We start from the raw sequence: 23,766 nt of genomic DNA, 5'->3' as shown, positions 1-23,766 counted from the left end.
TCGAGAGGAAACTTCAAGGCATGCGTCCCGATGAGCTGCAACAAGCCCATAAATTTTTTTTGACGCACCACACAAAAAGTCCTAATATTTGCGTCATGAACATGATCCAGACCTTGTTGCGACGCCATATTTCATTACCTTTGCCAGGTAAGCCGTGCGCGTGAACGCTGTCTGATCACGAAGCCACAGGCGATGCCTGTGGTTTTTTTTTGCCCTTTTTAGGAGTCTATCGAATGGAACAGCGGGAAATGCGGGAATTCAACCAATATCCAGTCAATGACCTGATGTACATCACCAACCGCCCGCCGCTGGTGTTTACCGAAGGCGACGGCATGTGGATGACGGATCACACCGGCAAGCGCTACCTGGACTATCTGCAAGGCTGGGCAGTCAATGCACTGGGCCATTCGCCGCAATGCATCCAGGATGCCCTGGTCGCGCAATCGAAGAAGATTCTCAATCCTTCGCCCGCTTTCTACAATGCGCCATCGATTGAACTGGCCAACCTGCTGACCGCCAACTCCTGCTTCGACCGCGTATTTTTCACCAACAGCGGCGCCGAAGCCAACGAAGGCGCGATCAAGCTGGCGCGCAAATGGGGCAAGAAGAATCCCAACCAGGCCGGCCACAACCGCTTTGAAATCATCACCTTCAATCACAGCTTCCACGGCCGCACCCTGGCCACCATGTCGGCCAGCGGCAAGCCGGGCTGGGACACGATTTTCGCGCCGCAAGTGCCGGGCTTCCCGAAAGCGGAACTGAACGACCTCGCCAGCGTCGAACAGCTGATCAACGACAAGACAGTGGCGGTCATGCTGGAGCCGGTGCAAGGCGAAAGCGGCGTGATTCCGGCGACCCGCGAATTCATGCAAGGCTTGCGCGCACTGACCAAGCAGCGCGGCATCCTGCTGATCGTCGACGAGGTGCAATCGGGCATGGGCCGCACCGGCGAATTGTTTGCCTACCAGCTGTCGGGCATCCAGCCGGACATCATGACCCTCGGCAAAGGCATCGGCGGCGGCGTACCGCTGGCGGCCTTGCTGGCGCGTGAAGAGATCGCCGTGTTTGAAGCCGGCGACCAGGGCGGCACCTACAACGGCAATCCACTGATGACGGCAGTCGGCGTCGCGGTGCTGAAAACCTTGCTGGCGCCGGGCTTCCTGCAGTCGGTGAAAGACAAGGGCGCTTACCTGAGCGCCGAGCTGCTGAAACTGACCGAGAAGCACGGGCTCGAAGGCGAACGCGGCGAAGGTTTGCTGCGGGCGTTGAAACTGGGTAGCGACATCGGCCCGCAGATCGTCGATATCGCACGCGACCTGAATCCGGTCGGCCTGCTGCTGAACTCGCCGCGGCCTAACTTGCTGCGTTTCATGCCTTCGCTGAATGTGACGATTGCGGAAATCGACCAGATGATCGCGATGCTGTCGGACGTGATCAGCCAGATCAAGAAGTAAAACCGAATAAGGGTGCATGCTTGATGACGATCAGAAATCTCTTTATCTGCTGCCTGGCGTTGCTGCTGGCAGCCTGCGGCGGCACCGGCTTGGTCCGCCCCGGCTCCGACGACAACACGCCGATCAGCGATAAAGGCAACGATATCGTCATCTACTCGCTCGGCCTGATCGACACCAACTACCGCTTCGGCGGCAAGAATCCGGAAGCCGGGCTCGATTGCAGCGGCATGGTCAGCTATGTCTACCGCCAGGCGGCCGGCCTCAAGGTCAGCGGCAGCGCGGCCGACATTGCGCGCCAGGGCCGCCCTATCAGCAAGGCCGAACTGCGGCCGGGCGACCTGGTGTTCTTCAATACCATGCGCCGCCCGTTTTCCCACGTCGGCATCTATATCGGCGACGGCCGCTTCATCAATGCGCCGTCGACCAACGGCAAGGTGCGCATAGACCGTCTCGACAACAGCTATTACGCGGCGCGCTTTGAGGCAGTGCGCAGATATTTCGACTGATTGAGATTGACTGTCAATAATAAAAACGCCGCTCCGATGCAAACCGGAGCGGCGTTTTTTTGTAGAGTGGGCAGGTTTTCCTGCCCACGCTGAATGTTGATGGGCGACACCAGCAAAATTTGCGATCCGCGTGGGCACGGGGTGCCCACCCTACCATCTGCTTATTTTTTCTTTGGAATGAACAGATCGGTAATCGTACCCAGGCCCATTTCAGCCGCGAACATCGGCGTTTCCGACAAGGTCGGATGCGCATGGATGGTCAGCGCCAGGTCTTCCAGGTCGGCGCCCATTTCCATCGCCAGCACGGTTTCCGCCAGCAGCTCGCCCGCATTCACGCCGACAATGCCGGCGCCGATGATGCGCTTGGTGGTCGGATCCCACAGCAGCTTGGTCATGCCGTCGTCGCGTCCCATCGCCAGCGCGCGGCCGCTGGCGGCCCACGGGAAATTGGCTTTTTCAAACGGGATGCCCTTGGCCTTGGCTTCGGTTTCGGTCAGGCCCATCCAGGCGATTTCCGGATCGGTGTATGCCACCGAAGGAATCGTCATGGCGTCGAACTCGACCTTGTGGCCGGCGATGACTTCCGCCGCCACCTTGGCTTCGTTGGTGGCCTTGTGCGCCAGCATCGGATCGCCGCAGATGTCGCCGATGGCGAAGATGTGCGAAACGTTGGTGCGCTGCTGCTTGTTGGCCGGGATGAAGCCGCGCTCGTTGACGATGACGCCGGCCTTCTCTGCCGCGATTTCCTTGCCGTTAGGACGGCGGCCCACGGCCACCAGCACCATATCGTAGAGTTGCGGTTCCGGTGCTGCCGGCGAGCTGCTGTCGGCGCCTTCGAAGGTTGCGCGCAGGCCTTCCTTCAAGGCTTCCAGCTTGGTCACCTTGGTCTTCAGGTAGATCGCTTCGTAGCGCTTCTCGATGCGTTTCTGCAGCGGCTTGACGACATCGCGGTCGGCCGCGGGGATCAGGCCGTCGGCGAATTCGACCACGGTGACCTTGGAACCCAGCGCGTCATACACGCAAGCCATTTCGAGGCCGATGATGCCGCCGCCGATGACCAGCAGTTTCTTTGGAATCTGGCGCAGCTCAAGCGCGCCGGTGGAATCGATCAGGCGCGGATCGTCGTAAGGGAAGCCAGGGATTTTGGCGACTGAAGAACCGGCTGCAATAATGGCGTTCTTGAAGCCGACCACCTTTGGACCATCCGCGGTTGCCACGGTGATCGTATTGGCCGAGCTGAATTCGCCCTTGCCGGTCAGCACCTGCACTTTGCGCGCCTTGGCCAGGCCGGACAAACCGCCGGTCAGTTTCTTGATGACGCTTTCCTTCCAGCCGCGCAGCGCATCGATATCGATTTCCGGCGCCGACATCTTGACGCCGAAGTGCGCCATCTCTTCCGCTTCGGTGATCACCTTGGCTGCATGCAGCAAGGCCTTGGACGGAATACAGCCGACGTTCAGGCAGACCCCGCCGAGGCTTGGGTAGCGCTCGATCATGACCACGCTCTGGCCCAGGTCGGCGGCGCGGAAAGCCGCGGTATAGCCGCCAGGACCGGCGCCCAGCACCACGGTATCGCACTCGACATCGACCTTGCCGCCGAAGCTGGCGGCAGCCGGCGCGGCAACTGCTGGTGCTGCTGCCGAAGCTGGCGCAGCGGCGGTAGAAACAGCAGCGGCCGGCGCGGCAGCGCTGGTGGTTTCCAGCAGGACGACCACGGAACCTTCGCTGACCTTATCGCCGACCTTGACCCTGACTTCCTTGATGACGCCGGCCTGGCTGGATGGGATTTCCATGCTGGCCTTGTCGGATTCGACCGTGATCAGCGACTGGTCGACCTTGACCGTGTCGCCAACCTTGACCATCAGTTCGATGACATCGACTTCCTTGACGTCGCCGATATCCGGCACCTTGATTTCAATCGTGCTGGCGACACCGGCAGCAGGGGCTGCTGGTGCTGCAGCCGCTGCAGGAGCAGCCGCCGGTGCAGCAGGCGCGGGCGCGGCAGCGACGGCTGGGGCCGCAGCGGCGCCAGCGGCTTCCAGCACCAGGACCAGCGAACCTTCGCTGACCTTGTCGCCAACCTTGACCTTGATTTCCTTGATGACGCCAGCCTGGCTGGACGGGATTTCCATGCTGGCCTTGTCGGACTCGACCGTGATCAGCGACTGATCGACCTTGACGGTGTCGCCGACCTTGACCATCAGCTCGATAACTTCAACTTCTTTGACGTCGCCGATATCCGGGACCTTGACTTCAACCATGCTCATAGCGTTTGCTCCATGCTCTCTCTCCCTGCCGGAAGACGATGTGTGTGATGTAGGCGATGCGTTGTGCGCCGCTCAGGATTTCATTTCAAAACTGTGGATACGCAGCGGCGTGGCAGAACTCTTGTCGAATTCGACGCCGGCATGAATGCCGATCTCGGCAATTCGCTGGGCGCTGATATCCTGGTCGTAGACCGCATACATCGCCCCCAGGGCGAAATTGCGGCCGCTGCCTATGCCCCAGAAACGGTCGAAACTGAATACTTCGCGATACGAATACACGCCGAAAATGCCGTAAGGATTGGCGATCAGCGCGGTGATCTGCGACGACTCGTATGGGTCATCCTCGTCTTCCTTGGTGTTCAGGAAATACTGATCCTTGAGAATGCCGTGCACCTTGGAAAAGGTTTCGAACACGTCTTCGCGGTTAGTCAGCTTGCAGTCTTCGCCCATGCCGGTCAGCAGCTTGCGCATGACCGGGAAATGGGCGGCGGTGCCGGCCAGGGTGATATACGATTCGCCGACCTGGAAGATCTTGTTGTTGACCTCGTAGGCATGCGACAAGCGGGTATCGCCGAATGTCACCAGCGAATCCGAGGCAATCGCGATCTGCCCATTTTTTTTAACGACGACACAGGTAGTCATAGTTGTTCTCCATCGGTTTGCCAAACGACCGCAAGTGGCGGAAAAAGCAGGGTGACGATCTTTTTCCGCCCGCTGGTATTACAACAATGTCTTGCGCATGTCGGCCAGGACATCGGCCAGGTAGACGCTGAAACGCGCACCCATGGCGCCATCGACCACGCGGTGGTCGTAGGACAGGGAAGTCGGCATCATCAGGCGCGGCACGAACTGCTTGCCGTCCCACACTGGCTTCATCGAGGCTTTCGACAAACCCAGGATCGCAACTTCAGGCGCATTGATGATAGGCGTGAAAGCCGTACCGCCGATGCCGCCCAGCGACGAAATCGTGAAGGTCGCGCCTTGCATGTCGGCCGGCTTCAGCTTGCCGTCGCGGGCCTGGGCCGACAACTCGCCCATTTCCTGGGCGATCTGGCCGATGCCTTTTTTGTCGGCATCCTTGATCACCGGGACCACCAGGCCGTTCGGCGTATCGGCGGCAAAGCCGATGTTGTAGTACTGCTTGAGGATCAGGTTTTCACCCTTGCCGTCGAGCGAGGCATTGAATGCCGGGAATTTCTTCAGCGCCGCGACGCTGGCCTTGATCACGAACGCCAGCATGGTCAGCTTGACCGGCGACTTGGCCTTGGCGTAGCTGTCGTTGGCTTGCTTGCGGAATTCTTCCAGCTCGGTGATATCGGCTTCGTCGAACTGCGTGACGTGCGGAATCATGACCCAGTTGCGGTGCAGGTTCGGACCACTGAGTTTCTTGATGCGCGACAGTGGCAGCAATTCGGTCGGACCTTGCTTGCTGAAGTCCAGCGACGGCCAAGCCAACAGATCCAGGCCGACACCGCTGCCGCCCTTGCTTGCGGCTGCCGCACCGTTGGTGCTTGCGCTACCTGCAATCACGCCCTTGACGTAGTTCTGCACATCTTCGTGGGTGATGCGTGCCTTGATGCCGGTGCCGGCGACTTTGCTCAGGTCCACGCCCAGCTCGCGCGCAAACTTGCGCACCGATGGCGATGCATGCGGGATGCTGCCGCCGACGGGGGCCGGGGCTGCTGCTACCGGTGCAGGAACCGCTGGCGCTGGCGCCGGTGCGCTTGCTGCTGGCGCAGGAGCCGGAGCAGCTGCAGCCGGCGCTGCGGCTGGTGCAGGCGCCGCGGCCGGCGCGCTGGCCGGCGCTGCGGCAGCATCGGCTTCCAGCACCAGCACCAACGTGCCTTCCTTGACCTTGTCGCCCAGCTTGACTTTCAATTCCTTGATCACGCCCGCGTGGCTGGACGGGATTTCCATGCTGGCCTTGTCGGATTCGACCGTGATCAGCGACTGGTCGACCTTGACCGTGTCGCCGACCTTGACCATCAATTCAATGACTTCAACTTCACTGACGTCGCCGATATCCGGGACTTTGACTTCCACCATACTCATCGCTTAGCTCCATTCATTCTGCCCGCTGCATATTACGGGCCTGAATTTCTTTTCAGAAAATTCAGGCCCGCATATGCAGCCGTGGAAATTTTAATACTGGCTGTTTACCCAGTAATTAAGACCAGTACCTTATTGCGTGACCGGATTCGGCTTGTCCGGATTGATACCATACTTGGTAATTGCATCGGCCACAACCGAGGCCTTGATCTTGCCTTCGTCGGCCAATGCTTTCAGTGCCGCCACTGCCACATAGTAGCGGTTGACTTCAAAGAATTCACGCAGCTTGGCGCGGGTGTCGGAACGGCCGAAACCGTCGGTGCCCAGCACCTTGAAGGTACGGCCGGCCGGCACAAAGGCGCGGGTCTGCTCGGCAAAGGTGCGCATGTAGTCGGTGGAGACGATGATCGGACCGCTGGTGCCTTGCAGGCACTGGGTGATGTGCGCCACGCGCGGAGTTTCCGTCGGGTGCAGCATGTTCCAGCGCTCCACGTCCTGGCCGTCGCGCGCCAGCAGGGTGAACGACGGCGCCGACCAGACATCGGCATCCACGCCCCAGTCGCTCGCCAGCAAGGCTGCGCCTTCGATGACTTCGCGCAGGATGGTGCCGGAGCCCATCAGCTGGACGCGCTGCTTGTTCTTCTTGCCGCCTTCCTGCAGCAGGTAGAGACCCTTGATGATGCCCTCTTCCTGGCCTTCCTTGAGACCTGGATGACTGTAGTTCTCGTTCATCAGGGTCAGGTAGTAGAACACGTCTTCCTGGTTGGTGACCATGCGGCGCAGGCCGTCATGCATGATGACTGCCACTTCGTGCGAGAAGGTCGGATCGTAAGGCACGCAGTTCGGGATGGTCGACGCCAGCACGTGGCTGTGGCCGTCTTCATGCTGCAAGCCTTCGCCATTCAATGTCGTACGGCCAGCGGTGCCGCCCAGCAGGAAGCCGCGGGCGCGCATGTCGCCGGCTGCCCAGGCCAGGTCGCCGATACGCTGCAGGCCGAACATCGAGTAGTAGGTGTAGAACGGGATCATGACCCGGTTGTTGGTCGAGTACGACGTCGCCGCCGCGATCCACGAGCTCATGCCGCCGGCTTCGTTGATGCCCTCCTGCAGAATCTGGCCGGCCTTGTCTTCGCGGTAGTACATCACCTGGTCTTTATCGACCGGCTCGTACAGCTGGCCGACCTGGCTGAAAATACCGATCTGGCGGAACAGGCCTTCCATACCGAAAGTACGCGATTCGTCGACCATGATCGGCACCACGCGCTGGCCCAGACTCGGGTCGCGCAGCAGGGTGTTCAGGATGCGCACATAAGCCTGGGTGGTGGAAATCTCGCGGCCTTCAGCGGTTGGCTCCAAGGCGCCCTTGAATGCCGACAGTTCCGGCACGATCAGCTCTTCGTCGGCTTTCTGGCGGCGTTGCGGCAGGTAGCCGCCCAGCGCCTTGCGGCGGGCGTGCAGGTATTGCATTTCCGGGGTGTCGTCGGATGGCTTGAAGAACGGCACGCTCGGCAGCTGCTCGTCGGAGATCGGCAACTGGAAGCGGTCGCGCATGGCCTTGATGGCTTCGTCGTCCAGCTTCTTGGTGTTGTGCGCGGTGTTGCGCGCTTCGCCGGACTTGCCGAAGCCGTAACCCTTGATGCTCTTGACCAGCAAGACAGTCGGCTGGCCCTTGTGTTCCTGCGCCACTTTGAAGGCAGCGTAGATCTTGTGCGGATCGTGGCCGCCGCGGGTCAGGTGCCAGATATCGTCGTCGGACATCTTGCTGACCAGCTCCAGCAATTTCGGATGCTTGCCGAAGAAATGCTTGCGCACGAATGCGCCATCCTTGGCCTTGTAGTTCTGGTATTCGCCGTCGACGGTTTCCATCATCACGCGCTGCAAGATGCCTTCTTTGTCGCGCGCCAGCAGATCGTCCCAGCCCGCGCCCCAGATCACCTTGACGACGTTCCAGCCGGCGCCGCGGAAATCGCTTTCCAGTTCCTGGATGATCTTGCCGTTGCCGCGCACCGGACCGTCCAGGCGCTGCAGGTTACAGTTGACCACGATCACCAGGTTGTCCAGGCGTTCGCGGCCGGCCATGCCGATCGCGCCCATCGATTCCGGTTCGTCCATCTCGCCGTCGCCGCAGAAGGCCCAGACCTTGCGGTTGGCGGTATCGGCGATGCTGCGTGCATGCAGGTACTTGAGGAAGCGCGCCTGGTAGATCGCCATCAGCGGGCCCAGGCCCATCGATACGGTAGGGAATTGCCAGAAGTCCGGCATCAGCTTCGGATGCGGATAGGAAGACAGGCCGTTGCCGTCGACTTCGCGGCGGAAATGCAGCAGCTGCTCTTCAGTCAGGCGGCCTTCCAGGAAAGCGCGGGCGTAGATGCCTGGCGAGGAGTGGCCCTGGATGTACAGCAGGTCGCCACCGTGGTTTTCGGAAGGCGCGTGCCAGAAATGGTTGAAGCCGATGCCGAGCATGTTGGCCAGCGAGGCAAAGCTGGACAGGTGGCCGCCGAGGTCGCCGTCGAGGCGGTTAGCCTTGACCACCATCGCCATCGCATTCCAGCGCATCCACGAGCGCAAGCGCTCTTCGATCTCCAGATCGCCCGGGCAATGCTCGCCCATGTGGGCAGGGATGGTGTTGACGTAAGCGGTGTTGCTGGAAAACGGGATCTGGGCGCCGCGGCGGCGCGCCAGGTCGACCATTCTTTCCATCAGATAGTGGGCGCGTTCAGGACCTTCGGTTTCAATAACAGCTTCGAGCGCGTCAAGCCACTCTTGGGTTTCTATGACATCTGGATCGTTGGCGGCTTGGGCCAAAACCTGGTCGAGCTGGGCTGACATGCTGAGTCTCCTGAATTTGTGCGCCTGTCCAATTTAGCATCGGATTAGCGGGTTGGGTCGCAAGCATCTACGTCACTTTGTAGACGGACGCCAAATTCTAACAGGAGTTTTTTCCATTTCCAAATAGCGATATGACGTTTCATATTATGAAAATATGCTGCATAGCAAGGCGAATCCTCATAAAAACATCTATCCCAAAAGTAATGTCATTGGTCTGTAAGCAAAATATGCAGGCTTATTCATATGTCGCGACGCAACAATAATTACATATAGACATCATAAAATTAAGACTTATAGTCAATTCGATATAAGGAATTCCATAAATCCAAATAAAAAAGCGCTGGACCTGAAATGGTCAGCGCTTTTTTATCCACACTCCCGTTACCTGCCCAGGCAATCCCGGCCTGGCTACGCCGCCTTGCCGCCGTTCTTCTTGGCGCCGATGCGGCTTTCCTTGCCGGCCAGCAGATTGCCGATGTTCTTGGCATGGCGATACATCAGCAAGGCGCTCATTACCACGATCGCCAGCAAGATCATGTCCGGCCCTTCCATCAAGGCATAGAAGAAAGGCGCAAACAGGCTGGCGACCAGGGCTGCCAGCGACGAATAGCGGAAAGCATAGGCAATGATCAGCCAGGTGCCGATGGTAGCCAGGCCGAGCCAAGGATTGAGGCCGATCAGGATGCCCAGCAAGGTGGCCACGCCTTTGCCGCCGGCAAAGCGGAAGAACACCGGCCACAGATGGCCCAGGAATACGGCTACCGCAGCGAGCGCCACGGCGCCGTCGCCGAGGCCGAATTGCGGCCCGTATCTTTGCGTCAGCCATACCGCCAGCCAGCCCTTGAAGCCATCGCCCAGCAGGGTCAGCGCAGCAGCAGCCTTGTTGCCGCTGCGCAGGACGTTGGTCGCGCCCGGGTTGTTGGAACCGTAGCTGCGCGGATCGCTCAGCCCGAACAGCTTGCTGATGATGATGCCGAATGAAACCGAACCCAGCAGGTAGGCGCCAATCACGGCTAACAATGTGTACATGCGTGTCTCTTTCTTTTTGTCTTAATCAATTCAATTAATTTAATTTAGGGGCGCTTACTCTTCCAGTGCGCACTGGACCGTTTTCGCTTGCAGCAGATCGACCACGACCTGCGGCGCCACGCCGATCAGATAGCCGCGCCGGCCACCGTTAATATATATCTTCTGCAGGCTCAGGATGCTTTCTTCTATATAAACCGGCAGCTGCTTGCGCGTGGCAAACGGCGAAGTGCCGCCGATCAGGTAGCCGGAATGGCGGTTGGCCACTTCCGGCTTGCAAGGTTCGACCGATTTATGGCCGGTCTGCCGCGCCAGGTTCTTGGTCGACACCTTGCGGTCGCCGTGCATCAGGATGATCAGCGGCCTGGCCGCTTCATCCTGCATGACCAGGGTCTTCACCACATGATGTTCATCGACGCCAAGGGCGCGCGCCGATACCGTGGTGCCGCCGTGTTCCTCATATGCATAGGGATGTTCGGAAAAGACTGCGCCGTGCTTGCGCAGGAATTGCGTGGCCGGGGTCTCTGAAATATGTTTTGCCATACCGGGAATGCGGATGCAGCGCCCTGTGCCGGACGTCTGCTTGCTTTTTATCTTTCTTAAAACCTGATGCAGCGACAGACCGCGGATAGGAGTCGTCCTCGATCCGCAATCCATGGAGTCAAGCTGCCGTCATCGTACTCAAGGCTGCTTCGGCTCGTCGGCGGCAGGTTCGCCAGTCGCAGGTTCAGCACCCTCGTCGGCTGCCTCTTCGACTTCAGTTTCGGAAGAAGAACCCTTCTCCAGCTTGCGCTTCAGCTTTTCTTCCTTCTTTTTTTTCTTTTCTAATTCCTTTTGCCGTTTTTCATACTGAAAATTCGTTTTTGCCAATTGCGCCCCCTAAATAGACTCTTGAATGATGTAGTACAGGATACAGGAGAATAATTGGGAAGATGCAGAATTCAGCACCGCGGAAGCTTGCCAAAGCGCCCACTTATTGTTTCATTATAGCAACTTCCACAGGCGTGGTTTTATCCGCGCGGGTGATGCGCGGCATGCAAGGCTTTCAGGCGTTCCCGCGCCACATGGGTATAAATCTGCGTGGTCGATATGTCGGCGTGTCCCAGCAACAGCTGCACCACGCGCAAATCCGCACCGTGGTTCAGCAAATGGGTGGCGAATGCGTGGCGCAGGGTATGCGGCGACAAAGGGGCGTTGATCATCGCCTTGGCGGCGTACTTCTTGATCAGGGTCCAGAACATCTGGCGCGTCATGGCGCCGCCGCGCGCTGTCACGAACAAGGCGTCGTCCATCTGGCCGTTGAGGATCTGGCCGCGCGCGTCCTGCAGGTAGCGCACGATCCAGTTACGCGCCTCTTCGCCAAACGGCAGCAAACGGGTTTTACTGCCCTTGCCGGTAATCCGCAAGACACCTTCATTCATGCCGACTTCCAGCGACTTCAGCAGCACCAGCTCGGAGACCCGCAAGCCGCTGGCGTACATCAGTTCCAGCATGGTGCGGTCGCGCAGGCCCAGCGGCGTAGCCACATCCGGCGCGGCCAGCAGCGCCTCCACCTGGGCCTCCGACAGCACCTTGGGAAAACGCGGCGCCTGCTTGGCCGAGCGCAGATGCAGGCAGGGATCGACGCTGATGCGGTTTTGCCGCAGCGCCAGCAGATAGAAACGCTTCAGCACCGCCAGCCGCCGGTTCGACGAGGTGGCCTTGCTGCTGTCGTGCCTGGCGAGGAAATAGGCGTTGAGGTCGCCGGCATTGACCGCCAGCAGCGATTTGGCGTCCGGCTGCTCCTGCAGCCAGAAGGCAAACAGGGTCATGTCGCGCCTGTAAGCTTCCAGGGAATTCTTGGCCAGGCCGTCTTCCAGCCACAGGCTGTCGCAAAATTCGTCGATTGCGCTTTGATGCTCTGCCTGCAGCACGGGTCTGGCCGCGAGCTCGGCCTTGGATCTTCTCACAGGCCGGTCACGCCTTCGTGCTGCAGCAGCCAGCGCTTGACCCGCAGGTGAAAGCCGTCGGCATCGTCGTGGTGGGAAAAGCCGCCGATGCCGCCGGAGGCAGTCACGCGGTGGCAGGGAATCACCAGTGGAAACCAGTTGGCGCCGCAAGCCTGGCCGACCGCGCGCGGCGCCGATTCGATCAGCTTGGCGACCTGGCCGTAAGTCAGGACTTGGCCGCGCGGTATCGCGGAAATCGCTTTCCAGACGCGATGCTGGAAGGCGGTGCCCAGCGGCGCCAGCGGCAGGTCGAAACGGAAATCGGGCTGTTCGAAGTAACGGCTGACCTGCTCGGCCACGCGCGCCGACAACGCGTCGCTGGCATCTTTCTCGTGGAAGGAAGGAGGCAGATAGACCAGTTCGCGCAGCAGGCCGGCGTCGGTGCGTATGCCTACCGCGCCGAATGGCGCAGCGACCACGGCGGTGAAGTGCTGGGAGGGAAGCTGGCCGCCTGCGACTCGCTTCAACGGACTATCGGAAATAATGTTCATAGCCACAGCATAAAATAAAAAAGGCGCATCTGTCGATGCGCCTCAAATTACTCCGTGTGCAATCCCGGCTGTTTAGACAGCTTCATTTGGACCGCACGGTCTCCTCAGTATCCCCGGTATCAATACCGTTTTTATGCACCACCACCTATAACTCTGTCATTCAAGCGCATTGCCGCTTTTTCTGCTGCTTAAAAAATCTGAATCCTGTGCTGCCTGCTGGAAACCAAAAAATGCGGTTCAACTGGCCTGAGCCGCTGCTTTTTGTCTCGCAATGTCAAATTGTGGTCGCACTGTAACAGGTGTTACCCAGATTTAACAAATAATTTATATGAATGAATTTGCGCAAACAACATAGGTTTAGACTAAACCCTTATCAAACCAATCAAATAAACTTCGATTAAATTTCCACATGGAAATAAACGTCGCCATTGCATCGTAATTTGCGCGAAACGCCGCGCTGTACCAGACCACTTCACACAATATCCGCCTCTCCATGTACATCGTCAACCTGTTGCTTCCCGATTTTTCACTGATACTGCTGGGAGCGGTCTTGCACCGTTTCAGCGACTGGGGCAGCGCGTTCTGGACCGGTGCGGAAAAACTGGTGTATTTCCTGCTGTTCCCCGCCCTGCTGTTTTACTCCACTGCGCGTACCCCTTTGAGCTTCGACACCAGCGGCAAAATGCTGGCGGTCGGCATGTGCGCCTTGCTCGGCTCCATCATCCTTACCTGGCTGGGCAAACCCTGGATCAAGGCGGCGCCCATGGATTATGAGTCCGGCATGCAAACCGGTTACCGCTTCAATTCCTATATGGCGCTCGCGCTGGCCGCGCGGCTGGGCGGCGAGCAGGCGACCGGCATGATGGCCTTGCTGATCGGTTTTGGCGTGCCTCTATGCAATCTCGCCGCAGTGCATGCGCTGGCGCATAAAAGCGGCGGCCTGTTCAAGGAACTGGCGCGCAATCCCTTGCTGATCGCCACTGCCTGCGGCCTGCTGTATAGCTTGTGCGGCTTGCCGATGCCGGAAGTGGCGGGCGCAGTCTTGTCGCGCCTGGGCAACGCCGCACTGGCGCTGGGTTTGCTGCTGGTGGGTGCGGGCCTGCGCCTGAGCGGCGTGCATCAAGCCAAGGCGCTATCCGCCTATTTCCTGACGCTCAAGCTGATGGCGCTGCCTGCCATGGCCTGGATGCTGGGGCAGTGGCTCGGCCTGGCGCCGTCGCAACTGCAGATCGTGGTGCTGTTCTGCGCCCTGCCTACCGCTTCCAGCGCTTACATACTGGCCGCGCGCATGGGCGGCAACGGCCCGCTGGTGGCATTCCTGATTTCTGCCGGCACCATGCTGTCAGCCTTGACGCTGCCGTTCTGGCTGTGGATGTTGCAGCGCTAAATGGTCGATCAGGCGCCGTGCTGCTGCAAGGCCCACGCCACATGCTCGCGCACCAGCTCTGACGGGTCGGCGCTGCGCGACTGCAGCGCCGCGATGATTTCCGGCGTGCCGGCGCCCGCCGCGGCGGCGTTGCCGAGACCGACCGCCATGTTGCGCAGCCAGCGCTCATAACCGATGCGGCGGATCGGACTGCCCTCCATGCGGCTGTTGAACTGCTCCTCGCTCCAGCCGAACAGTTCCACCAGCGTAGCCTGGTCAAGGCCGTTGCGCACATCGAAATCGCCCAGCGTCGACGGCTGAGCAAATTTATTCCAGGGACAAAACAGCTGGCAATCGTCGCAACCGTAGACGCGGTTGCCGACCAGGGGCCGCAGTTCCAGCGGAATGCTGCCTTTCAGCTCAATCGTCAGATAAGAGATGCAACGGCGCGCATCGAGCCGGTAAGGGCCGACGATGGCCTGGGTCGGACAGACATCGATGCAGGCGCTGCATTGGCCGCAATGCGAGCTGGTGGGCGGGTCGACCGGCAACGGCAAATCGGTCAGGATTTCGCCGAGGAAGAAGAACGAACCGGCTTCCCGATTCAGCAGCAAGGTGTGCTTGCCGCGCCAGCCGAGCCCGGCCTTTTGCGCCAGCGCCACTTCCATCACCGGCGCCGAATCGGTGAACACGCGGTAGCCGAATTCGCCGATTTCGCCTTTGATGCGATCGGCCAGCTGCTGCAGGCGCGAGCGGATCACCTTGTGATAATCGCGGCCGCGCGCGTACAGCGACACGGTCGCCGTGCCCGCAGCGGCCGGCGCCAGCCGCGCCTGTTCGCGCGGACGCCACTGGCCCGGCGCATCCTGGTAGCCGCGCGGCAGATAGTCCATGCGCACCGCGATCGCCCGGATCGTTCCCGGCACCAATTCCGCCGGACGGGCGCGCTTCATTCCGTGCGCTGCCATATAATCCATCTCACCGTGATAACCGAGCGCCAGCCAGGCCTGGAATCCGGCCTCCTGCTCGGCGAGATCGACATCGCTGATGCGGATATCGGCAAAGCCAAGCTCGCGCCCCCATGCCTTGATGGCGACGGCGAGCGCCGCCAGATCGGGAGCGGGCGGGGGTTTCCCGGTAAAGTGTTGCTGCGTGACGGCCATGGCTGCTGCGATTCCAAAAGACACTACTGAATTTACTATAGAGGACTATGTTACGAGATGCCGCATTTTACAACCCACCTGCATGATGAAGCCGGCACCAATGCTCTGGGCGCCGCCCTGGCGCGTGCCTTGCTGCCCGGACTGGCGATCCATTTGCATGGCGATCTCGGCGCCGGCAAGACCGCGCTGACGCGCGCCCTGCTGCATGCGGCCGGTCACCAGGGTCATGTAAAAAGTCCGACTTACACTTTGGTGGAACCTTATTCCATCCTGATAGACAAACACAGCGTCGAAGTCATGCACTTCGACCTGTACCGGATGGCCAGTCCGGATGAATTCCTGGAAGCCGGCTTCCGCGAATATTTCAACCAAAGCACCATCTGCATCGTCGAATGGCCGGAAAAAGCCGCCGCAGCGTTGCCGCCGCCCGACATCAGTATATTACTCAGCGTTTCCAGTGTTTCCAGTATTTCCAACACGGGACGTGATGTAGAATTGCAGGCGTTATCTGATAAGGGTAGTCAATGTCTCGCTCGACTGAAATTTGCACCAAACCTCTAAAATCGAAGACCCGCCGCACTGTTCTGAAGGCGGGCGGGACCCTGCTCATTTCGGTGTTGGCGCCAAGCCTGGCGCACGCCGCGCAAATTGTCGCAGTGCGGGTCTGGCCGGCGGATGACTACACCCGCGTCACCCTGGAAAACGATTCGGACCTGAAAACCACGCACTTCGTGGTGCAGAATCCGGACCGCATGGTGGTCGACATCGAAGGCATCGAACTGAATGCGACGCTGAAGGAACTGGTCGCCAAGATCCAGCCCAACGATCCCTATATCAAGCAAGTGCGCGTCGGCCAGAACCGTCCGGGCGTGGTGCGGCTGGTGTTCGACCTCAAGGAAGAAGTCAAACCCCAGGTCTTCACCTTGCCGCCGGTGGCCGGCTACCAGCACCGGCTGGTGTTCGACCTGTATCCGGTCAACCCGCCCGATCCGATCGCGATGATGATCGAAAAAGGCGAATGGCCCTCCGCCAATCCGGGCGAAGTGGCGCCGCCGGTGGCGCAGACCAAGCCTGATCCGAAACCGACGCCGCCGTTGCAGCCGCAGCCCGAGCAGCCGCAGGTCGCCAAGATCGATCCCAAGCCGGACCGTACTTCCAACCTGACGCGCATGATCACCATCGCGCTCGATCCCGGCCATGGCGGCGAAGATCCAGGCGCTACCGGCAGCGGCGGCAATCACGAGAAACACGTGGTGCTATCGATCGCCAAGCGCCTCAAGGCCAGGATCGAACAGCAGCCGAACATGCGGGTGATGCTGACACGCGACGCCGATTTCTTCGTACCGCTCGGCGTGCGCGTGCAGAAAGCGCGCAAGGTGCAGGCCGACCTGTTCGTCTCGATCCACGCCGATGCGTTCGTGACGCCGTCGGCGCGCGGCTCGTCGGTGTTCGCCCTGTCGGAAAAAGGCGCCAGCTCCACCGCCGCGCGCTGGCTGGCCAACAAGGAAAACTCGGCCGACATGATCGGCGGCATCAACATCAAGAGCCACGACCGCCAACTGGCCAGCGTGCTGCTCGACCTCTCGACCACGGCGCAGATCAGCGACAGCATGAAACTCGGCGGCGCGGTGCTGGGCGAAATCGGCGGCATCAACAAATTGCACAAGGGCTCGGTGGAACAGGCCGGCTTTGCCGTGCTGAAGGCGCCGGATATTCCGAGCATCCTGATCGAAACCGCGTTCATCTCGAATCCGGAAGAAGAAGCCAAGCTGACCGACAATGCCTACCAGGACCAGATGGCGGACGCGATCCTGAAGGGCATCAAGAAATATTTCGCCCGCAATCCGCCGCTGGCAAGGAATATCCTGACCTGAGACCGCTTCATGCCGTGCAAACATGATGTCAAAACAGTAATGGCGCAAAACAACAAGGGCGCGCTGCAAATCTTGCAGCGCGCCCTTATTTCATTTTGAACCGCAGCCGCTTGCTCAGGCGCTGCGCATTTTCTTGTAAAACTTCCACAAGCCGCCCAGCGCTACCGGCACGATCGCCGCGCCGACCCCGACCAGCACGATCGTGTTCAGATGATCGCGGATCACAGGAATATTGCCGAAGAAATAGCCAGCCGCGACCAGGCCGACCACCCAGATCAGGGCGCCGGTAATATTAAAGAACTGGAATTTGGAGAAATTCATCTCGGACACGCCAGCCACGAACGGCGCGAAAGTCCGCACGATAGGGACGAAGCGCGACAGGATGATGGTCTTGCCGCCATGGTGCTCATAGAAAGCGTGCGTCTTTTGCAAGGCAGCCTTGTCCAGCCAGCGGTAGTCATGGGTATAGACCTTGTGCCCGATCAAGCTGCCTATCCAGTAGTTGAGGGTGTTGCCGGTGGTGGCGGCAATGATCAGCAAGCCCATCAGCGCCCAGATATTCATCTCGCCGGTGGCGCAAAAGGCGCCGCCGATAAACAGCAAGGTGTCGCCGGGCAGGAACGGCAGCACCACCAGGCCGGTTTCACAGAAAACGATCAGGAACAGGACCATGTAGACCAGCGTGCCGTATTCCCGGATCAGGAAGCCGAGGGATTTATCGACATGCAGGATGACATCGATGAATTGCATAAAGTCCATAGTCCGTGTTCCTCAGTTAACCGCTTTTATGTTTGAAAAGTCTATGCACACTGACTTTCCTTTGTTGAATTAAGTTCACCCGCCTGCGCGAAACGCGGCAGGCGCGTCTTGCCATCCTGCCTGTCCGGCCGGTAAGTCCGGCCGACTTTTCCTCAGGGTGCGCCGGAATAATACACTACCGAAGACTGGGCAAAGGCGGTTTTGGCAATTGTTTGCGCAGGCAAGCCCGGCCAACCGGCAGCGCCGGCTTCGGTATAATCGCTGCATGAATGCACCGCTCTCCCCCATCCGCTCCATCCAGCAACTGCCCGACAACCTGATTTCGCAAATTGCAGCAGGCGAGGTGGTCGAACGGCCGTCCGCCGTGGTCAAGGAATTGCTGGAAAATGCCCTCGACGCCGGCGCCAGCCAGATCACCGTCCGCCTGGAACAAGGCGGCGTCAAGCGCATCGCCATCACCGACAACGGCCGCGGCATCACGCCGGAGCAATTGCCGCTGGCGCTGGCGCGCCATGCCACCTCAAAAATCGCCTCGCTGCACGACCTGGAAAACGTCGCCACCCTGGGTTTCCGCGGCGAAGCGCTGGCCTCGATCGCCTCGGTGTCGCAGCTGACCTTGACCTCGCGCACCGCCGACGCCGCGCACGCCTCGGAAATCGACGGCAGCACGCAGGCGGTGACGCCCTCCTCCGGCGCGCAAGGCACCACGGTCGACGTCCAGGACCTGTATTTCAATACCCCGGCGCGCCGCAAGTTCTTGAAATCCGAGCAGACCGAATTCGGCCATTGCGCCGAAGTGGTCCGGCGCATCGCGCTGGCGCGGCCGGATGTTTCCTTTTCGCTGACGCACAACGGCAAGACCGTCGATCACTGGATCGTCACCGAAATCGGCAAGCGCAGCGCCAGCATTCTTGGCAATGAGTTCGCCAACGCCCGCCTGGCGCTGGACGAGGCCGCCGGCCCGCTGCGGCTGCATGGCTTCGTCGGCCTGCCGACCGCCTCCAAGGCGCGCGCCGATGCTCAGTATTTCTATGTCAACGGCCGCTTCGTGCGCGACAAGCTGCTGGTGCATGCAGTGCGCGCCGCCTATCAGGATGTGCTGCACGGTGACCGCTATCCTTCGTACGTGCTGGGCCTGGACCTCGATCCGGCGCTGGTCGACGTCAATGTGCATCCGTCGAAAATCGAAGTGCGCTTCCGCGACAGCCGCGCGGTGCACCAGTTCGTGTTCCATGCCGTCAGCCGGGCACTGGCGCAGACCTCCGCCACCTCTTTCGGCGCGACGCCGGCGCCGCTGGCATCGCCTAGCGGCGCCATGCCCTGGATCCGCGGCTCGCAAGAACATCTGCAAGCAATCCTGCAACCGGGTGTCCCACAGGTGCCGCAACAGCAAACCTCGTTCGGCCCGCAATTCGCCCATGGCGCCAGCGGCGTCGCGCAAAGCACCGCCAACTACGGCGCATTGTTTGCGGATTCCACGCGCCCGGCCAACGATGGCGTTCCGGGTTATCAAGCGCTGCCGCAGGCTGCCAGCCAAACCCTGCCCGGCGATGACTTCCCGCTCGGCTTCGCCCTGGCCCAGCTGCACGGCATCTACATCCTGGCGCAAAACACCAAGGGCCTGGTGCTGGTCGACATGCATGCCGCCCACGAACGCATCCTCTACGAACAACTCAAAGGCGCACTGGATGAAGACGCGATGCAAGTGCAGCCGCTGCTGATCCCGGTCACCTTCTTTGCCGATGCGGTCGAAGTCGGCACCGCCGAAGAAAACCAGGAAACCCTGCATGCGCTCGGCTTCGACATCGCCGCGATATCGCCCACCACGCTGGCGGTACGTTCGGTGCCGGCATTGCTGAAGAACGCCGATGCCCAGACGCTGGCACGCGACGTCCTGCGCGATGTGCGCGAGTTCGGCGGCTCGCGGGTGCTGGTGGAGCGCCGCAATGAACTGCTGGGCACGCTGGCCTGCCACACCGCGGTGCGCGCCAACCGCAGCCTGACGGCGCCGGAAATGAACGCCCTGCTGCGCCAGATGGAAGCCACCGAACGCGCCGACCAGTGCAACCACGGCCGCCCGACCTGGAGCCAGCTGGCGCTGTCCGACCTGGATAAGCTCTTCCTGCGCGGCCAGTGATGGCGGAGAAAAGCAGCATGCCGTCAAAGTCAGCAACATCCGTGCGTAAACCGCTGGTGGTGGCCATCATGGGTCCCACCGCCTCCGGCAAGACCGCCTCGGCGCTGGAAATCGCCCGCCACATCCCCTCTGAAATCATTTCGGTCGATTCGGCCCTGGTGTACCGCGGCATGGACATCGGCACCGCCAAGCCCAGCCGCGCCGAACTGGACGCGGTACCGCATCATCTGATCGACATCATGGAGCCGACACTATCCTATTCGGCCATGCAGTTCCGCGACGACGCCCTGCGCCTGTTCGCCGACATCCACGCGCGCGGCAAACAGGTGCTGCTGGTCGGCGGCACCATGCTGTATTTCAAAGCCCTGCGCGACGGCCTCGACGCCCTGCCGCAAGCCAATCCGGCGCTGCGCGCCCGGCTGGACGCCGAAGCCGCCGTGATCGGCGTGCCCGGCATGCACGCCAAGCTGGCGCTGCTCGACCCGGTCACCGCCGAACGCCTCAAGCCCAACGACAGCCAGCGCATCCAGCGCGCCCTGGAAATCATCGAATTGAGCGGCCAGACCATGTCCTCGCTGCTGACCAACCAGCCAGCGCCGGAACTGCCCTTCGAGATCCTGCCGATCGCCCTGGAACCGTCCGACCGCAGCGTCCTGCACGGCCGCATCGCCCAGCGCTTCGACCTCATGCTCGATCCTGAGAGCGGCGGCCTAATCCATGAAGTAGAAACCCTGCGCGCCCGCGGCGACCTCCATCTCGGCCTGCCCTCGATGCGCTGCGTCGGCTACCGCCAGACCTGGGAATACCTGGACGGCCAGTACGGCTACCAGGAAATGCGCGAAAAAGGCATCGCCGCCACCCGCCAGCTGGCCAAGCGCCAGCTCACCTGGCTGCGCGCCATGCCGGAACGGATTGTGATCGACTGCATCGGCCAGCATGTTGCGCAAACCGCGCTGGAGACGGTGACAAACGCCCTGAAACGCTGACAACACGGCCTAGTTGCCATTTTGCAGCATCGCAAACCTGTTTTTCTTGACAGCATTTGGAGAAATGCGTCATAATTTAGGGCTTCATTGGTGATATAGCTCAGTTGGTTAGAGCACAGCACTCATAATGCTGGGGTCGGTGGTTCAAGTCCACCTATCACCACCAAGAACACGTTTCAAGAAGTCCAGCAACGTACAGAAACCCGCCTCTAGCCTAGTGCTGATGCGGGTTTTTTGTTTATTGGATGTTTTTGGCGTCCATTTACATCCAACTTTTTTGCACCCATACTTGCATCCATGGATTCAAACCCCTGAACAGCATGGATGCAAAATGCCTAAATTAGCCACGCCGCTGACGGATATACAGGTCAAAACCGCAAAACCGAAGGACAAACCCTATACGCTGGCCGACGGTGGCGGCATGTATCTTGAGGTTATGCCCAGCGGGTCAAAGATATGGCGGATGAGTTATCGCCAGGAGAACGGTAAAAACAACCGGCTGACGTTCGGAGCCTACCCCGAAGTCTCGCTCTTGGATGCACGCAAAAAGCGCTTGGATGCAAAAAAGCTGAAAGCGGCAGGAAATGACCCCGCCCAAGCCAAACGGATAGAAAAACTACACAGAGCGACTTCCAACGCCAATACCTTCGAGGCCGTGGCGCGCGAGTGGCATACAAACAAGCTCGACACCTGGCAGGCACGTACTGCGACCAATATCTTGCACCGGCTGGAAAAGGACGTTTTCCCCTTGATCGGCAAGCACCCCATCACCGACATCAAAGCCCCCGTCATGCTGGATGTGCTGCGGCAGATCGAAAAACGCGGCGCCCTGGACATGGCGAAGCGGCAAGGCCAGGTATGCGGGCAGATATTCCGGTATGCAATTGCCTGCGGGAAAGCCGAGATTGACCCAGTGCCGAGCCTACGGGGCGCGCTCAAGCAAACCTCAAAGGGTCACCATGCTGCAATCACGCCCGACGAGCTGCCCGAGTTCCTAAGAGCCTTCGAAAAGATAGAGGGCCGAATGTACGCACCTACACGCATCATGTTCCGGCTGATGATGCTGACCTTTGTGCGGACCAGCGAGCTGACGACAACAGAATGGTCCGAGATCGATCTAGAAAATGAAGACTGGGTAATCCCCTGGCAGCGCATGAAGATGGGCAAGAAGAAGCTGAACCCGCGAAAGGTCGATCATCACGTCTTTCTGCCAAGCCAAGGCTGGGAACTGCTTAGGGAGCTGCAGGAGCACACTGGCAACAACAAGCATCTTTTCCCCAATCTGCGCGACCCAAGCCAACCGGCGACCAACTTCGGTATATTGGCGGCAGTAAAGCGTATGGGCTATAGCGGCAAGATGACAGGCCACGGTTTCCGCTCATTGGCCATGGGCGTAATCAAAGAGCGTCTGGGCTACCGCCACGAGGTCGTAGATCGCCAGCTATCCCACGCGTCCGGAGACACCTACGGCGAAGCCTACGACCGCGCCCTATTCCTTGATGAGCGCAAGATAATGATGCAGCAGTATGCGGACTATCTGTACTCGGCGGCCGGCGGGAAGGTAATCGCCGGAAAGTTCGGTAAAGTTGCTTAGCCCTCTACACCAAGATTGCCGAAAATGAGATAACACCAGTTTAGCCATGCCTACCGCGACGGCGGGAAAACCAAGAACCTTACTTGGCCGGCATGGCTCCCGATTTAAGGTGTGGAAAAGGTCCACATGGAGTCAGCAGATATATTTGATGGCGCTATAAGCATCAACAAAAAAAGTTTACGAGACGCGATACTAAGCATCAAAGAAGAGACTCTAATCCCGCTATTTTTAGAGTATCTCGACGCTCATGGCGACGTTGCTCTACATGATGCGGTAGTGCGAAGCATTGAAGAAAATAATTCCAGCAGTCACTTGGTAGTTGCGATTGTTTTGCACAACGAAGCAATAATTTATTTACGTAAAAATCGCCTTGATAAAGTTGTGGGCTCATTAATCTCAAGCTCTCATTCCATAGGCCGATTTGTAGGGGGTAACGAACAAAAAACACTTGTGGCGAAAATCAACTCTGGCAAACGTCACGCAGAAACATACAAGCTCAAAGCTGAAGTCTTGGACTATTGGGAAAAAAATATAGATCGCACACTTAGCGCAGACAAAGCAGCGACCATACTCGCAACCTACTTTAGCCCGCTTCTCTCATTCAGAACGTTGAGCGATTATGTTTCGGTCGCAAAAAAAAGACGCTCTCCTAGCACACCGTAATCCTTGCTAGTAAGTCGCACACGCACCTAGGACGCGGGCTATTTTGGCAAACTAAAAAAAGATGTAATGCACTCCATCGATGCGGAATTACCCGCTTCGGATTGTTGTTAATCCAAAGGAGTGCAATACATGTTTGAATCCCTACCTACTGCCGGCTACGTTCGTTTGCCTGTCGTCCTCAAAGTCTATCCCGTCTCCAAGTCCACCTGGTGGGCTGGCATCAAATCCGGCAAATATCCGGCCGGCATAAAGCTGTCCGAGCGCGTGACTGCTTGGAAGGTCGAAGAAATCCGCGCCTTGATTCAGCAAGGGGTTTGATGGTGAGCGTCCAGCAACGGCTAGGCTTCTATCAAAGCGCTGGCTCGATGACTTGTGCATTAGGCATTGACGCCGGTTTACAGCCGGAGTATTCTAAACGCATCCCTGAGAAAAAATGGATCGGGTTTGGCGACTCGAATGACACACGGCGGACAGCCGCGATCAAGCGGTTTTTTTACGTCCGTACTGCCTTAGTGCGCCTTCAATGGCGGGCCTTGGTGGGGATACCTTCGGGTATGCCGGTTGCTGTGTGTACCGGTTCGCCAACCCTGCCTTGTGCCCGCCTCCCTCATTTG

The 23,766-nt window shown here is 59.5% G+C and carries 21 protein-coding genes and 1 tRNA gene; 11 read left to right on the top strand and 11 right to left on the bottom strand.

All coding sequences use genetic code 11. The annotated features are described in order from the left end of the window. Positions 1–233: 233 nt before the first annotated feature. Both AC07V8_RS08920 and AC07V8_RS08915 read left to right on the top strand, forming a co-directional pair. Positions 234–1,454, top strand: coding sequence for an acetylornithine transaminase (locus AC07V8_RS08920; RefSeq protein ID WP_494678156.1), 1,221 nt, complete (start codon positions 234–236; stop codon positions 1,452–1,454). A 23-nt stretch (positions 1,455–1,477) separates the two neighbouring features. Next, a complete protein-coding gene (locus tag AC07V8_RS08915; protein ID WP_494678157.1) occupies positions 1,478–1,960 on the top strand; it encodes a C40 family peptidase in 483 nt (160 codons plus the stop codon). A 161-nt stretch (positions 1,961–2,121) separates the two neighbouring features. Here AC07V8_RS08915 and lpdA read toward each other — a convergent pair whose 3' ends face one another. The 9 genes from lpdA to AC07V8_RS08870 form a co-directional block, all read right to left on the bottom strand. Then, positions 2,122–4,227 carry a dihydrolipoyl dehydrogenase gene (gene lpdA / locus AC07V8_RS08910; RefSeq protein ID WP_494678158.1) on the bottom strand — a complete coding sequence of 702 codons (2,106 nt, stop codon included), beginning with the start codon at positions 4,225–4,227 and terminating at the stop codon, positions 2,122–2,124. 72 nt (positions 4,228–4,299) lie between these two features. Beyond that, on the bottom strand, positions 4,300–4,869 hold the full coding sequence (locus AC07V8_RS08905) for an Ntn hydrolase family protein (RefSeq protein ID WP_098493896.1): 570 nt from the start codon (positions 4,867–4,869) through the stop codon (positions 4,300–4,302). A 78-nt stretch (positions 4,870–4,947) separates the two neighbouring features. Next, entirely contained in the window at positions 4,948–6,279 is a 1,332-nt protein-coding gene (gene aceF / locus AC07V8_RS08900; protein ID WP_494678159.1) for a dihydrolipoyllysine-residue acetyltransferase, read from the bottom strand. 129 nt (positions 6,280–6,408) lie between these two features. Then, complete coding sequence (gene aceE / locus AC07V8_RS08895) at positions 6,409–9,105, bottom strand: pyruvate dehydrogenase (acetyl-transferring), homodimeric type (protein ID WP_494678160.1); 2,697 nt, start codon at positions 9,103–9,105, stop codon at positions 6,409–6,411. 408 nt (positions 9,106–9,513) lie between these two features. Further along, positions 9,514–10,134 (bottom strand): glycerol-3-phosphate 1-O-acyltransferase PlsY, encoded by a 621-nt coding sequence (gene plsY / locus AC07V8_RS08890; RefSeq protein WP_494678161.1) that lies wholly within the window; start codon positions 10,132–10,134, stop codon positions 9,514–9,516. A 54-nt stretch (positions 10,135–10,188) separates the two neighbouring features. Further along, positions 10,189–10,674 carry a Cys-tRNA(Pro) deacylase gene (ybaK, locus tag AC07V8_RS08885; protein ID WP_494678162.1) on the bottom strand — a complete coding sequence of 162 codons (486 nt, stop codon included), beginning with the start codon at positions 10,672–10,674 and terminating at the stop codon, positions 10,189–10,191. 138 nt (positions 10,675–10,812) lie between these two features. After that, on the bottom strand, positions 10,813–11,001 hold the full coding sequence (locus tag AC07V8_RS08880) for a hypothetical protein (protein ID WP_494678163.1): 189 nt from the start codon (positions 10,999–11,001) through the stop codon (positions 10,813–10,815). Positions 11,002–11,141: 140 nt separating this feature from the next. Then, positions 11,142–12,080: a site-specific tyrosine recombinase XerD gene (gene xerD / locus AC07V8_RS08875; RefSeq protein WP_494678164.1), complete on the bottom strand. Its 939-nt coding sequence runs from the start codon at positions 12,078–12,080 to the stop codon at positions 11,142–11,144. Continuing rightward, positions 12,077–12,610: a methylated-DNA--[protein]-cysteine S-methyltransferase gene (locus tag AC07V8_RS08870; RefSeq protein ID WP_494678165.1), complete on the bottom strand. Its 534-nt coding sequence runs from the start codon at positions 12,608–12,610 to the stop codon at positions 12,077–12,079. Before AC07V8_RS08870 ends, xerD begins: the two co-directional genes overlap by 4 nt. A gap of 493 nt (positions 12,611–13,103) precedes the next feature. Here AC07V8_RS08870 and AC07V8_RS08865 point away from each other — a divergent pair, with 493 nt between their 5' ends. Further along, the gene (locus AC07V8_RS08865) at positions 13,104–13,997 is read left to right on the top strand and encodes an AEC family transporter (RefSeq protein WP_494678166.1); all 894 of its coding nucleotides are present in this window, start codon (positions 13,104–13,106) and stop codon (positions 13,995–13,997) included. 8 nt (positions 13,998–14,005) lie between these two features. On the opposite strand, the gene queG is transcribed toward AC07V8_RS08865, so the two are convergent. After that, positions 14,006–15,139, bottom strand: a complete 1,134-nt coding sequence (queG, locus tag AC07V8_RS08860) for a tRNA epoxyqueuosine(34) reductase QueG (RefSeq protein ID WP_494678167.1) — start codon at positions 15,137–15,139, stop codon at positions 14,006–14,008. 57 nt (positions 15,140–15,196) lie between these two features. Here queG and tsaE point away from each other — a divergent pair, with 57 nt between their 5' ends. Both tsaE and AC07V8_RS08850 read left to right on the top strand, forming a co-directional pair. Continuing rightward, positions 15,197–15,700, top strand: coding sequence for a tRNA (adenosine(37)-N6)-threonylcarbamoyltransferase complex ATPase subunit type 1 TsaE (tsaE, locus tag AC07V8_RS08855; protein ID WP_494678168.1), 504 nt, complete (start codon positions 15,197–15,199; stop codon positions 15,698–15,700). After that, positions 15,664–17,013: an N-acetylmuramoyl-L-alanine amidase gene (locus tag AC07V8_RS08850; RefSeq protein ID WP_494678169.1), complete on the top strand. Its 1,350-nt coding sequence runs from the start codon at positions 15,664–15,666 to the stop codon at positions 17,011–17,013. Before tsaE ends, AC07V8_RS08850 begins: the two co-directional genes overlap by 37 nt. Positions 17,014–17,127: 114 nt before the next feature. Here the strand turns inward: AC07V8_RS08850 and AC07V8_RS08845 are convergent, their stop codons facing one another. Beyond that, on the bottom strand, positions 17,128–17,772 hold the full coding sequence (locus AC07V8_RS08845; protein WP_211443433.1) for a VTT domain-containing protein: 645 nt from the start codon (positions 17,770–17,772) through the stop codon (positions 17,128–17,130). A gap of 265 nt (positions 17,773–18,037) precedes the next feature. Between AC07V8_RS08845 and mutL the strand changes: the two genes are divergently transcribed. From mutL to AC07V8_RS08815, 6 genes are all read left to right on the top strand, one after another. Then, entirely contained in the window at positions 18,038–19,909 is a 1,872-nt protein-coding gene (mutL, locus tag AC07V8_RS08840; protein WP_494678170.1) for a DNA mismatch repair endonuclease MutL, read from the top strand. A 17-nt stretch (positions 19,910–19,926) separates the two neighbouring features. Next, a complete protein-coding gene (gene miaA, locus AC07V8_RS08835; RefSeq protein ID WP_494678171.1) occupies positions 19,927–20,895 on the top strand; it encodes a tRNA (adenosine(37)-N6)-dimethylallyltransferase MiaA in 969 nt (322 codons plus the stop codon). 89 nt (positions 20,896–20,984) lie between these two features. Beyond that, positions 20,985–21,061: transfer RNA gene (locus AC07V8_RS08830), tRNA-Met, on the top strand. Positions 21,062–21,226: 165 nt separating this feature from the next. Continuing rightward, positions 21,227–22,489 carry a tyrosine-type recombinase/integrase gene (locus tag AC07V8_RS08825; RefSeq protein WP_494678172.1) on the top strand — a complete coding sequence of 421 codons (1,263 nt, stop codon included), beginning with the start codon at positions 21,227–21,229 and terminating at the stop codon, positions 22,487–22,489. Positions 22,490–22,615: 126 nt separating this feature from the next. Further along, positions 22,616–23,152 carry a hypothetical protein gene (locus tag AC07V8_RS08820; RefSeq protein ID WP_494678173.1) on the top strand — a complete coding sequence of 179 codons (537 nt, stop codon included), beginning with the start codon at positions 22,616–22,618 and terminating at the stop codon, positions 23,150–23,152. 129 nt (positions 23,153–23,281) lie between these two features. Then, on the top strand, positions 23,282–23,470 hold the full coding sequence (locus AC07V8_RS08815; RefSeq protein ID WP_211471935.1) for a helix-turn-helix transcriptional regulator: 189 nt from the start codon (positions 23,282–23,284) through the stop codon (positions 23,468–23,470). Positions 23,471–23,766 lie beyond the last annotated feature (296 nt).

This window comes from Collimonas sp. GW821-FHT02H07 (assembly GCF_059421505.1).
The sequence above is the reverse complement of the archived record's forward strand: the minus strand, read 5'-3'. Positions and strand labels throughout refer to the sequence as shown.